Source organism: Pantoea sp. CTOTU46764 (assembly GCF_031974595.1).
GTDB lineage: Bacteria > Pseudomonadota > Gammaproteobacteria > Enterobacterales > Enterobacteriaceae > Pantoea > Pantoea trifolii.
Window position 1 is genome coordinate 75,459 of sequence record NZ_DALYOQ010000011.1, and the last position, 12,754, is coordinate 88,212.

The window sequence follows — 12,754 nt, forward strand, 5'->3', positions numbered from 1 at the left end:
TAAGGTATACAGCCTGATGTTGAATACGCTGATCGTTGGTGCCAGTGGTTACGCTGGCGTAGAGCTTGCCACCTACCTGAATCGCCATCCGCATATGAACATAACCGCTTTGGCGGTTTCAGCGCAAAGCCCGGATGCTGGAAAGTTATTGTCGGATTTGCATCCGCAGCTCAAAGGCATTGTCGATTTGCCGCTGCAGCCGCTGAGCGATGCCGCTGAATGGGCCGACAAAGTGGATGTGGTGTTCCTCGCCACCGCCCATGAAGTCAGCCACGATCTGGCACCTGAATTCCTCAAAGCCGGTTGCGTGGTGTTCGATCTCTCCGGCGCATTCCGCGTAAACGACGACGCTTTCTATATCCAATATTACGGTTTCAGCCATCAGCATCAGGATTGGCTGGATAAGGCGGTTTACGGCCTGGCCGAATGGCAGCACGACAAAATTAAAGATGCGGAGCTGGTTGCGGTGCCGGGTTGCTACCCAACCGCAGCCCAGCTTTCGCTGAAGCCGCTGATCGCAGCGGGCCTGCTTAGCGACGCACAGTGGCCGGTGATCAATGCCACCAGTGGCGTGAGCGGTGCAGGGCGCAAAGCCAACGTTGGCACCAGCTTCTGTGAAGTGAGCTTGCAGCCGTACGGCCTGTTTAATCACCGTCATCATCCGGAAATCGTGGCACATCTCGGTACGCCGGTGATCTTTACGCCACATCTGGGCAGCTTCCCGCGCGGTATTTTGTCGACCACGACCTGCCGCCTGAAAGCGGGCGTGACGCAACAGGATGTGGCGGATGCTTTCCATAATGCATACCACGACAAACCGCTGGTGCGCGTGTATGACAAAGGCGTACCGGCGCTGAAAGCGGTGGTCGGTTTGCCGTTCTGCGACATCGGCTTTGCCATGCAAGGCGAGCACCTGATTGTGGTGGCTGCTGAAGATAACTTGCTGAAAGGCGCCTCATCGCAGGCGGTTCAGTGTTTGAACATTCGTTTCGGCTTCCCCGAAACGCTGTCTTTGATTTAACGAACGGATAACGCAATGAATCCATTGATCATTAAACTGGGTGGCGTGCTGCTGGATAGCGAAGAAGCGCTGGCCCGTCTGTTTGATGCCCTGCTGGCGTACCGCAATGAACATCAGCGTCCGCTGATCATTGTGCACGGCGGTGGTTGCGTGGTGGACGAGCTGATGAAGAAGCTCGCGCTGCCGGTGAAAAAGAAGAACGGTTTGCGCGTGACGCCAGCCGATCAGATTGACATTATTACCGGTGCGTTAGCCGGTACCGCCAACAAAACGCTGCTAGCGTGGGCGAAGAAATACGGCATCGGCGCAGTGGGTTTGTGCCTCGGCGACGCCGGTTTGGTTAATGTGGCGCAGTTCGATGAAGAGCTGGGACACGTTGGCAACGCGACGCCTGGCAATCCGGCGCTGGTGAACACGCTGCTGGCGGCGGGCTACATGCCGGTGATCAGCTCGATTGGCATCACCGACGGCGGCGAGTTGATGAACGTCAACGCTGACCAGGCGGCGACTGCGCTGGCGGCGACCCTTGGTGCCGATTTAGTGCTGTTGTCTGACGTTAGCGGCATTCTCGACGGCAAAGGTCAGCGCATCGAAGAGATGACCGCCGCGAAAGCGGAACAGCTGATTGCTCAGGGCATCATCACCGATGGCATGATCGTGAAAGTGAACGCGGCGCTTGATGCCGCCCGCACGCTCGGTCGCCCGGTCGATATCGCTAGCTGGCGTCATGCTGAACAACTGCCAACCCTTTTCAACGGCGTGTCGATTGGCACCCGGATTCTCGCATAATCAAGGATTAAGACATGAGCACGCAAAACATCAAAAAAATCGTTCTGGCCTACTCAGGCGGTCTGGATACTTCAGCCATCATTCCATGGTTGAAAGAGAACTACGGCGGCTGTGAAGTGGTGGCGTTCGTGGCGAACATTGGCCAGGATCCGGCAGATTTAGAAGGCGTTGAGAAGAAAGCGCTGCAGTCAGGTGCGTCTGAGTGCCACGTGGCCGATCTGCGTGAAGAGTTCATCAGCGAATACGTTTATCCGGTACTGCAGACCGGCGCTCTGTACGAAGGCACTTATCTGCTGGGTACCTCAATGGCGCGTCCGATTATCGCCAAAGCGCAGGTTGAGCTGGCGCTGAAAGTGGGCGCAGATGCGCTGTGCCACGGCGCAACCGGTAAAGGTAACGATCAGGTGCGTTTCGAAACTACCTACACCGCGCTGGCACCACAGCTGAAAGTGGTTGCACCATGGCGTGAATGGGACCTGCGTTCACGTGAGGCGCTGCTGGATTACCTGAAAGAGCGCAATATCCCGACCACTGCGTCGCTGGAAAAAATCTACAGCCGTGACGAGAACGCATGGCACATCTCTACCGAAGGCGGCGTGCTGGAAAGCCCAGCTAACGCACCAAACAAAGATTGCTGGGTGTGGACCGTTGATCCGCTGGAAGCGCCAGATCAGCCAGAAAACGTTACCGTTACCGTTGAGAAAGGACGCGTTGTCGCGGTGAACGGCGAGAAACTGAGCCCGTTCCAGTGCCTGGAAAAACTCAACGTGCTGGGTGCGAAACACGGCGTGGGTCGTATCGACATCGTGGAAAACCGTCTGGTAGGCATCAAGTCTCGCGGCTGCTACGAAACCCCGGGCGGCACCATCATGGTGAATGCACTGCGTGCGGTTGAACAGCTGGTGCTGGATCGCGATAGCTTCAAATGGCGCGAGCAGCTGGGCCATGAAATGTCTTACGTGGTTTACGATGGCCGCTGGTTCGCGCCGCTGCGCAAATCCATCCAGGCCGCTGCTGAATCACTGGCAGAAGAGGTGAACGGCGAAGTGGTACTGCAGCTGTACAAAGGCCAGGCTACGGCGATTCAGAAAACCTCTGCTAACAGCCTTTACTCAGAAGAGTTCGCCACCTTTGGCGAAGACGAAGTGTACGATCATCGTCACGCGGGCGGCTTTATTCGCTTGTTCTCGCTCTCTTCACGCATTCGCGCGCTGAACGAGCAGAAGAAGTAAATACCGCGGCAATCGACATATTTTGCAAGGGCGGCTTCGGGCCGCCTTTTCTATAACGGATTCAGGAGTAATTCAGATGGCACTTTGGGGCGGACGTTTTTCGCAGGCAGCAGACCAACGGTTCAAACAGTTCAACGACTCGCTGCGTTTTGACTATCGCCTGGCCGAGCAGGACATTACCGGCTCGATTGCCTGGTCAAAAGCGCTGGTAACGGTCAACGTGCTGACCAATGAAGAGCAGCAACAGCTGGAAAGCGCATTGAATGAGTTGCTGGCCGAGGTACGCGCCAATCCTGAGCAGATTCTGCAAAGCGATGCGGAAGATATTCACAGCTGGGTGGAAGGCAAGCTGATCGATAAAGTCGGCGCGCTGGGTAAGAAATTGCACACCGGCCGTAGCCGTAACGATCAGGTCGCGACCGATCTGAAACTGTGGTGCAAAGAGCAGGTTGCCGTGCTGCTGGAGGCGACGCGCGAACTGCAATCGGCGCTGGTCGCTACGGCAGAAGCCAATCAGGACGCGGTGATGCCGGGTTATACGCACCTGCAGCGTGCGCAGCCGGTGACTTTCGCACATTGGTGCCTGGCGTACGTTGAGATGCTGGCGCGTGACGAGAGCCGTTTGCAGGATGCACTGAAGCGTATGGATGTCAGTCCGCTGGGCTGCGGCGCGCTGGCCGGTACCGCTTACGAGATCGATCGTCAGCAGCTGGCCGGCTGGTTAGGTTTTGCTTCTGCCACGCGTAACAGCCTCGATACCGTTTCCGATCGCGATCACGTGCTGGAGCTATTGTCAGACGCCTCGATTGGCATGGTGCATCTGTCGCGCTTTGCTGAAGACCTGATCTTCTTCAACACCGGTGAAGCAGGCTTCCTTGAGCTGTCTGATAAAGTCACTTCCGGCTCTTCGCTGATGCCACAAAAGAAAAACCCGGATGCGCTGGAGCTGATCCGTGGCAAATGTGGCCGTGTGCAGGGCGCATTGACCGGCATGATGATGACGCTGAAAGGCCTGCCGCTGGCGTATAACAAAGATATGCAGGAAGACAAAGAAGGGCTGTTCGATGCGCTTGATACCTGGCTCGATTGCCTGCATATGTCGGTGCTGGTGCTGGACGGCATTCAGGTAAAACGTCCGCGTTGCCAGGAAGCCGCTGAGCAGGGCTACGCTAATTCGACCGAGCTGGCCGATTATCTGGTGGCAAAAGGCGTTCCGTTCCGCGAAGCGCACCACATTGTCGGTGAAACCGTGGTGGAAGCGATCAAGCAAGGCGTGGCGCTGGAAGCGCTCACTCTGGCGCAGTTGCAGCAGTTCAGTGCGGTGATTGAGGATGACGTGTATCCGATCCTGTCGCTGCAATCCTGTCTCGATAAGCGTAATGCGCAGGGCGGCGTGTCACCGCAGCAAGTGGCGTTTGCCATCGGCGAAGCGCAGAAGCGTTTAGGTTAATGCCTTGATGGGTTGCCATTCATGGCGACCAATAAATCCAACGCAAAAAAAGCGGGCACCTCTTCGGTAGCCCGCCAACCTCTAGCTTCGGAATTACATTTTGTTATAGGCACATCATCAAGGGCAGGCCACTCCCGGCCAGCACAGTGATTTGTTTTAAGCAGTTTGCAGGTTCTGCTCCACATCATGTTGATGCGCGCATTATTCCCGCACACGGCTTGATAGGGCCAATCGTTCATTGCTATTCTATCTATCGCCACGGGCTATCGTGGTTTGGAGGATTTCAATGAATATTCGTGATCTCGAATACCTGGTTTCACTTGCGGAGCATCGCCATTTCCGGCGCGCAGCTGACGCATGTCATGTCAGCCAACCCACCTTAAGTGGACAGATTCGTAAGCTGGAAGATGAACTTGGTGTGATGCTGCTGGAGCGTACCAGTCGTAAGGTGTTGTTTACTCAGGCTGGACTATTGCTGGTGGACCAAGCGCGAACCGTGCTGCGCGAAGTGAAAGTGTTGAAGGAGATGGCGAGCCAACAGGGCGAAGCGATGTCTGGACCGCTGCACATTGGTTTGATTCCAACCACCGGGCCGTATCTGCTGCCGCACATCATCCCGATGCTGCACAAAACCTTCCCCAAACTCGAAATGTACCTGCACGAAGCGCAGACGCAGCAACTGTTGGCACAGCTCGACAGCGGCAAGCTGGATTGCGCCATTGTGGCGTTGGTAAAAGAGAGTGAAGCCTTTATTGAGGTGCCGCTGTTTGATGAGCCAATGACGCTAGCGGTGTATGCCGATCATCCGTGGCGCGATCGCGATCGCGTGCCAATGTCGGATCTGGCCGGTGAGAAATTACTGATGCTGGAAGATGGGCACTGCCTGCGCGATCAGGCGATGGGCTTCTGCTTCGAAGCCGGTGCCGATGAAGATACGCATTTCCGCGCCACCAGTTTAGAAACGCTGCGCAACATGGTTGCCGCCGGAAGCGGTATTACCTTGCTGCCTGCGCTGTCCGTACCGAATGAACGCGAACGTGATGGCGTCTGCTATTTGCCGTGCTACAAGCCTGTTCCACAGCGCACCATCGCGTTGGTCTATCGTCCAGGATCGCCTCTGCGCAGCCGCTATGAGCAGTTGGCAGAAGCAATCAAAACCCACATGAAGGGTTATCTGGATACCTCGTTAAAACAGGCGGTTTAAGCCGTTTAACGCTGCCACACGATAGGCTTCGGCCATGGTGGGATAGTTGAAGGTGGTATTCACGAAGTACTCAATCGTGTTGCCGCCGTTCTTCTGTTCCATGATGGCCTGGCCGATGTGAATGATCTCCGCAGCACGCTCGCCAAAGCAGTGAATCCCTAAAATCTCTTTGGTTTCGCGGTGGAACAGAATCTTCAGGCTGCCGACGTGCATACCAACAATCTGCGCACGCGCCAGATGTTTGAACTGTGCACGACCCACTTCATACGGCACTTTCATCGCCGTCAGCTGCTGTTCGGTTTTACCCACGGAGCTGATCTCCGGAATGGTGTAAATCCCGGTTGGAATATCCTCGATCAGATGCGCGGTGGCTTCACCTTTGATGATCGCCTGCGCGGCGATGCGGCCCTGATCGTAAGCAGCAGAGGCCAGGCTTGGATAACCAATCACGTCACCGACCGCGTAAATATGCGGCAGCGCGGTTTGATACATGCTGTTCACTTTCAACAGGCCACGACCATCCGCTTCCAGTCCTACGTTTTCCAGCGCCAGTGAATCGGTGTTACCGGTTCGACCGTTTGCGTACAGCAGGCAATCCGCTTTCACTTTTTTGCCCGATTTAAGGTGAATAATCACCCCGTCATCAACGCCTTCAATCTTCTCGAACTCTTCGTTGTGACGAATCACCACGCCGCTGTTCCAGAAGTGATAGGAGAGGGAATCTGACATCTCCTGATCGAGGAACGCCAGCAGACGGTCGCGGGTGTTGATCAGGTCAACCTTGACGTTCAGGCCGCGGAAAATCGAGGCATATTCACAGCCAATCACGCCGGCGCCGTAAATGATGACGTGGCCAGGTTCATGGTGCAGGTTGAGGATGGAGTCGGAATCGTAAACGCGTGGATGGGTAAAATCGACATCCGCTGGATGATACGGACGAGAACCGCAGGCAATAACGAATTTCTCGGCGGTTAAGCGCTCGCGGGTGCCGTCGGGTTGTTCCACTTCGATAGTGTTGGCATCAACAAATCGGGCATCGCCCTGATAAAGTTCACAGCGGTTGCGCTCGTAGAAACCCTGACGCATCGCGGTTTGCTGACTGATCACGTTCTCGGTGTGGTTGAGAATGTCGGCGAATGAGGAGCGCAGGAGTCGAGTGTGATCGCTGTAAAGTGGGTTTTGATTGAACTCGATGATACGGCTGACAGCGTGACGCAAGGCTTTGGAAGGGATGGTTCCCCAGTGAGTACAACCGCCGCCGATGTTGTGGTAGCGTTCGATCACTGCAATACGCGCTCCCTGCTTCACCAGCCCCATCGCCGCACCTTCGCCGCCCGGACCGGAGCCAATCACAATGGCATCGTAATCGTAAGACTTTTGCATACCAGTACGTCCTATTTTTTTATCACATTTTTACAACGAGATTCTAACATCTCGCCGCGCACATCTGAATTCTAACAGCGTAAATTGCTGAAGTTTGACAAAGCGTGAGGTTCACAGGCGTTCACAAAGTTTGCACCGCTGTACGCTGAAAATTTTGTTATAGTGCCTGCCAAATCACCTAAAAGGCCGGAAAAATGGGCGTCAGAGCGCTACAAAAAGAACGTACACGACGTTCACTGATTGAAGCTGCCTTCAGTCAGTTAAGTGCAGAAAGGAGTTTTGCCAGCCTGAGTTTGCGCGAAGTTGCACGCGAAGCGGGGATTGCGCCGACCTCATTTTATCGTCACTTCCGCGATGTCGACGAGCTGGGCTTGACCATGGTGGACGAAAGCGGCTTAATGCTGCGCCAGTTAATGCGTCAGGCGCGCCAGCGTATTGCCAAGGGCGGCAGCATCATCAAAACCTCGGTGGCAACTTTTATGGAGTTCATCGGGAACAATCCCAACGCTTTTCGGCTCTTACTACGCGAGCGCTCCGGAACCTCGGCAGCATTTCGTGCCGCCGTTGCCCGAGAGATTCAGCACTTCATCGCCGAACTGGCCGATTACCTTGAGCTGGAAAATCGCATGCCGCGCAGCTTCACCGAAGCGCAGGCCGAAGCGATGGTGACGATTGTGTTTAGCGCGGGTGCCGAAGCGCTGGATGTTGATATTGAGCAGCGCCGCAAGCTGGAGGATCGATTAGTGCTGCAGCTGCGCATGATCGCCAAAGGTGCTTATTACTGGTATCGCCGGGAGCAAGAGCGCCTGGCAGTTACCCTGGAAAAACCCGAAGAGTAATGTGATAAGGATAATGAAATGATTCAGCAAAACCCACGCGATAAAGGAACGCTTTTATTGGCTTTTATCACCGGTTTAGCGATCAACGGCTCCTTTTCGGTGCTGTTCAGCACGTTTGTTCCCTTTTCGATATTCCCACTGATCGCGCTTGGCCTCGCGGCCTGGTGTCTGCATCAGCGTTATCTCAACCGCAATATGCCAGACGGCATGCCTTCACTGGCGGCGGCGTTCTTTCTGCTGGGTATTTTGGTTTATAGCGCGCTGGTGCGGGCTGAATATCCGGATATCGGCTCCAACTTCATCCCGACCATTCTGATGGTGGCGCTGGTGTTCTGGATTGGGATGCGTTTCCGCCGCGCGAAGAGCAAGCAGTAAAAAAACGGGAACCTTGAGGGTTCCCGTTTTTGTTTAGGCTTTCAGCGTCAGCAGCACGCCGCATTCCATATGATGGGTATACGGGAACTGATCGAACAGCGCCAGACGCGTGACATCATGCGTTTCTCCCAGCACCGCGAGGTTGTCGCACAGGGTTTGCGGGTTGCAGGAGATATAAAGGATGCGCGGATAGGCCTGCACCATCTTCACGGTTTCCTCATCCAGCCCGCTGCGCGGCGGATCGACAAAAATGGTTTCGCACTGATAGCTCTTCAGGTCGATGCCTTCTAAACGATTGAAGCTGCGTACGCCCGTCATCGCCTGAGTAAACTCTTCGGCGGCCATACGAATAATCTGCACGTTATCAATCTGGTTGGCGGCAATGTTGTATTGCGCGGACGCGACTGACGGCTTGGCAATCTCGGTGGCCAGCACGCGGCGGAAGTTACGCGCCAGCGCCAGCGAGAAGTTGCCGTTACCGCAATAGAGTTCCAGCAGATCGCCACGCGAATCCTGCGTCACGTCCAGCGCCCACTCCAGCATCTGAATATTCATCGCCGCGTTTGGCTGGGTGAAGCTGTTCTCCACCTGACGATAAATCATCTCTTTACCGGCAACCGGCAGACGTTCATCAACGTAATCGCGATCGAGGCAGATTTTGGTTTTGGTGGCGCGGCCAATCAGCTGCACGTCAAAGCCTTCGGCACGCAGGCTATCACGCAGGGCGCTGGCGGCGGCGGTCCACTCCTCTTCCAGCTTGCGGTGATAGAGCAGCGAGATGACGATCTGGTTGCTCATCGTCGACAGGTAATCGATCTGGAATAGCTTAAAACGCAGCGCGCGGTTGTCGCGGATCGCCGCGATCAGTTTTGGCATCAGCTGGTTGATCAATTCACTGGCCGCCGGGAATTGATCGACGCGGATACGTTGCTTGGTCTGTTGATCAAAGATGATGTGGTAGAGATCGTCACCGTCGTGCCAGATGCGGAATTCGGCACGCATCCGATAGTGGCTGACCGGCGAACGGAACACCTCCACGTCGGGCGCAGCAAAGGGCACCATCATCGCCTGTAAGCGGCTGACTTTTTCCGCCAGTTGCGCGTCGTATTGTTCAATCGGGAGCTGTTCGGGTGTCATCTTTAATCCTGGTAATAAGCTGGCTTGCCGGGCGATTGTAGGCATTCAACTGCTGATGTCCAGCCCTGCGGAAAACAAGATGGCTGGAAGTCTGGATTTCCGGCCTTCCTGGCCGTAGACTGCGCCTGCCGGCCTCCTTGAGTTAAAAGGGAATCCAGTGTGAATCTGGAGCTGACGCGCAGCGGTAAAGAATGTCGTGGTGATGGCACTGATAAACACTGTCCTGCCGGATGGGAAGTTTTTCACCATTTATGATTCTCAGCCCGAAGACCTGCCGGTGTAACGTCGCAATACATACGACCATCGCGAGCTATTGGTTGTAGTCGTGCGGCATCCTGCTTCGTCTTTTGGATGCTATAACAATGAAAAAAACACATGCTTCGCTGTTTGCCTTCAGTGCAACGGCGTTGTCTCTCTGGGCGCAATTTGGCTACGCGCAGCAGAATGATGATACGCAAATCGTTACCGCTAACCGCTTCGCACAGCCGGTCTCGTCGGTGCTGGCGCCAACTTCCGTGGTGACACGTGGAGATATTGATCGCTGGCAGTCAAAAACCCTGAGCGATGTGATGCGCCGTTTGCCGGGCGTGGATATCGCGCAGAATGGTGGTATGGGTCAGAGCAGTTCGCTGTTTATTCGAGGCACCAATTCCAGTCATGTTCTGGTGCTGATTGACGGTATTCGTCTCAATCAGGCCGGCGTTTCCGGTTCATCCGATCTCAGCCAGATTCCGCTTTCGCTGGTGCAACGCATCGAATACGTGCGTGGCGCGCGTTCGGCGGTGTATGGTTCGGATGCGATTGGTGGAGTCATCAACATTATTACTGGCCGCGATAAACCAGGCACAACGTTGACCGCTGGTGTGGGTTCGAACGGTTATCAGAGTTATGAAGGTTCAACGCAGCAACAGTTGGGTGATGCCACCAGGCTGACCATGGCCGGTAATTACACCTACACCCGAGGCTACGATGTGGTGGCCAACTTACCTGATGTGTATGGCGATCCGGCACAAAAAGACCGCGATGGTTTCATGAGCAAGTCGCTGTATGGATCGCTGGAACATCAATTTAGCGACGAGCTGAGTGGCTTCTTCCGCGGTTACGGTTTTGATAACCGTACGGCCTATGACGGCACTTACAGTTATGACAGCAGTTTCAATATCACCGGATTAAACGACACTCGTCAGCTATATAGCCAGACTTGGGATACCGGCCTGCGCTACAGCCATGACATCTATTCCACTCAGCTGATTGCCAGCTACAGCCGCAGCAAAGATTACAACTATGATCCACGCACTGGCCGTTATGGTCCGGCGACCACACTGGATGACAGTAAGCAATATAACCTGCAATGGGGCAATACCTTCCAGGTTGGGCAAGGCACCGTCAGCGGCGGCGTAGACTGGCAGAAACAGACTACCGAGCCGGGCACCGCATATGTCACCCATAGCACTGAACTGCGCGATACCGGCATTTACGCCACTGCGCAGCAAAAGTTTGGCGATGTAACACTTGAAGGTGCGCTGCGTGGTGATGACAACAGTCAGTTTGGCTGGCACAGCACCTGGCAGGGTGGCGCATCCTGGGAGTTTGTTGACGGCTACAGCGTCTTCGCTAACTATGCGACTGCCTATAAAGCGCCGCGTCTTGGTCAGCTGTATGGTTCTTACGGCAACAGCGATTTGAAACCGGAAGAGAGTAAACAATGGGAAGGTGGCTTTGAAGGTTTAACCGGGCCGGTCAGTTGGCGCGTGTCGGGTTATCGCAATGACATCGAAAATCTGATTGATAGCGATCCAAGCACTTTCATCTACTACAACATCGACATAGTACGTATTAAAGGTGTTGAGGCTACGGCATCGTTCGATACCGGCCCGCTTAGCCATCAGATTTCTTACGATTATGTCGATGCGCGTGATGCTGAGACCAATCAGCAATTGGTGCGCCGTGCGAAGCAGCAGGTGAAGTATCAACTCGACTGGACGGTGTATGACTTCGACTGGTCTGTGACTTATCACTATCTCGGCGATCGTTTCGATACCGATTACAACCACTCTTATACCGCTGAACGCGTAAAATTAGGCGGCGTGAGTTTGTGGGATCTGGCAGTTTCGTATCCGGTCACATCACAGCTCACCGTTCGTGGTAGAATTGCCAACCTGTTCGATAAAGATTACGAGACAGTGTATGGCTATCCAACTCCAGGAACGGAGTATTACCTCAGCGCCAGCTACAGCTTCTGATCTACAACCCACCGTTCTGGTGTTTGACTCCGGCGTCGGTGGGCTGTCTGTCTATGATGAGGTCCGGCATTTACTGCCGGATCTTCACTATCTTTACGCCTTCGATAATGAAGGTTTCCCGTATGGCGAAAAATCCGAAGACTTTATTGTCGAGCGTGTAGTGGCGGTGGTGACGGCTATCACTCAGCGTTTCCCGCTTGCGCTGGTGATCATCGCCTGTAACTCGGCCAGTACCATCTCTTTGCCGGCTCTGCGTGAGCGCTTCGAATTCCCGGTTGTGGGTGTGGTGCCAGCGATTAAACCTGCTGCGCGTCTGACGCGTAACGGCGTGGTGGGATTACTGGCCACGCGTGGCACGGTGAAGCGTCCTTATACGCATGAGTTGGTGACGCAATTTGCCCGGGACTGCAAAATCGAAATGCTCGGTTCTGCTGAGCTGGTGGAACTGGCGGAAGCCAAGCTGCATGGCGAAGATGTTGAACTGGCCGATGTGCGCCGCGCTGTGCAACCCTGGCTACGTATGAAAGAGCCGCCCGATACCGTGGTTCTCGGCTGTACGCATTTCCCTTTATTACGTGATGAGCTGCAATTGGTACTGCCGGAAGGGACAAGGTTGGTGGATTCGGGCGCGGCGATCGCGCGACGTACCGTTTGGTTATTAGAGCATGAAGCACCGCAGGCGGTTTCGTCCGGGCAGAATTTAGCGTTCTGTACGCGTTTGGATGATGAAGTGGCGAAATTGTCATCGATTTTGCAGCGTTATGGCTTCCCGTTGCTGGAAAAATTAGCAGTTTAGGGACGTTTCGACGAAAAAATCAGCACTCGGAAATTAATTTGAAATTAGCACTTGTCAGCCCCGAAGAAATCCCTATACTGCGCCTCCACTGACACGGAACAACGGCTTACGAAGCGATGTGTTCAGGAGGTAGCCTTCAAGGCAACCTTCAGAAAAGCAAAAATAAATGCTTGACTGAGAATGCGGAAAGCGTAATATACGCATCCCGCGCCGCTAGAGAAATCGCGGCATGCTCTTTAACAATTTATCAGACAATCTGTGTGGGCACTCGCAGGATTGATATCA

The 12,754-nt window shown here is 54.6% G+C and carries 11 protein-coding genes and 1 riboswitch; of the genes, 9 read left to right on the forward strand and 2 right to left on the reverse strand.

Features of this window, described 5'->3' with window-relative positions:
* Positions 1–16: 16 nt before the first annotated feature.
* From argC to oxyR, 5 genes are all read left to right on the forward strand, one after another.
* Positions 17–1,021: an N-acetyl-gamma-glutamyl-phosphate reductase gene (gene argC, locus RTM06_RS06430; protein ID WP_312180762.1), complete on the forward strand. Its 1,005-nt coding sequence runs from the start codon at positions 17–19 to the stop codon at positions 1,019–1,021.
* Between the two features lie 15 nt (positions 1,022–1,036).
* Positions 1,037–1,810, forward strand: a complete 774-nt coding sequence (gene argB / locus RTM06_RS06435) for an acetylglutamate kinase (RefSeq protein ID WP_256697808.1) — start codon at positions 1,037–1,039, stop codon at positions 1,808–1,810.
* A 14-nt stretch (positions 1,811–1,824) separates the two neighbouring features.
* Entirely contained in the window at positions 1,825–3,042 is a 1,218-nt protein-coding gene (locus RTM06_RS06440; protein WP_179453191.1) for an argininosuccinate synthase, read from the forward strand.
* 76 nt (positions 3,043–3,118) lie between these two features.
* The gene (gene argH, locus RTM06_RS06445) at positions 3,119–4,492 is read left to right on the forward strand and encodes an argininosuccinate lyase (RefSeq protein WP_179453192.1); all 1,374 of its coding nucleotides are present in this window, start codon (positions 3,119–3,121) and stop codon (positions 4,490–4,492) included.
* A 286-nt stretch (positions 4,493–4,778) separates the two neighbouring features.
* A complete protein-coding gene (gene oxyR / locus RTM06_RS06450; protein WP_008109652.1) occupies positions 4,779–5,696 on the forward strand; it encodes a DNA-binding transcriptional regulator OxyR in 918 nt (305 codons plus the stop codon).
* Here the strand turns inward: oxyR and sthA are convergent.
* On the reverse strand, positions 5,679–7,079 hold the full coding sequence (gene sthA, locus RTM06_RS06455) for a Si-specific NAD(P)(+) transhydrogenase (protein WP_008109650.1): 1,401 nt from the start codon (positions 7,077–7,079) through the stop codon (positions 5,679–5,681). The genes oxyR and sthA overlap by 18 nt on opposite strands.
* A 194-nt stretch (positions 7,080–7,273) precedes the next feature.
* Between sthA and fabR the strand changes: the two genes are divergently transcribed.
* Entirely contained in the window at positions 7,274–7,918 is a 645-nt protein-coding gene (gene fabR / locus RTM06_RS06460) for an HTH-type transcriptional repressor FabR (protein WP_008109648.1), read from the forward strand.
* Between the two features lie 18 nt (positions 7,919–7,936).
* Positions 7,937–8,293, forward strand: coding sequence for a YijD family membrane protein (locus RTM06_RS06465; protein ID WP_265302966.1), 357 nt, complete (start codon positions 7,937–7,939; stop codon positions 8,291–8,293).
* 33 nt (positions 8,294–8,326) lie between these two features.
* On the opposite strand, the gene trmA is transcribed toward RTM06_RS06465, so the two are convergent.
* On the reverse strand, positions 8,327–9,430 hold the full coding sequence (trmA, locus tag RTM06_RS06470) for a tRNA (uridine(54)-C5)-methyltransferase TrmA (protein WP_312180767.1): 1,104 nt from the start codon (positions 9,428–9,430) through the stop codon (positions 8,327–8,329).
* Between the two features lie 112 nt (positions 9,431–9,542).
* Positions 9,543–9,724: riboswitch (cobalamin riboswitch) on the forward strand.
* 68 nt (positions 9,725–9,792) lie between these two features.
* Between trmA and btuB the strand changes: the two genes are divergently transcribed.
* The gene (gene btuB, locus RTM06_RS06475) at positions 9,793–11,673 is read left to right on the forward strand and encodes a TonB-dependent vitamin B12 receptor BtuB (protein WP_312180769.1); all 1,881 of its coding nucleotides are present in this window, start codon (positions 9,793–9,795) and stop codon (positions 11,671–11,673) included.
* The gene (gene murI / locus RTM06_RS06480) at positions 11,618–12,469 is read left to right on the forward strand and encodes a glutamate racemase (RefSeq protein WP_312180771.1); all 852 of its coding nucleotides are present in this window, start codon (positions 11,618–11,620) and stop codon (positions 12,467–12,469) included. Before btuB ends, murI begins: the two co-directional genes overlap by 56 nt.
* Positions 12,470–12,754: the final 285 nt, after the last annotated feature.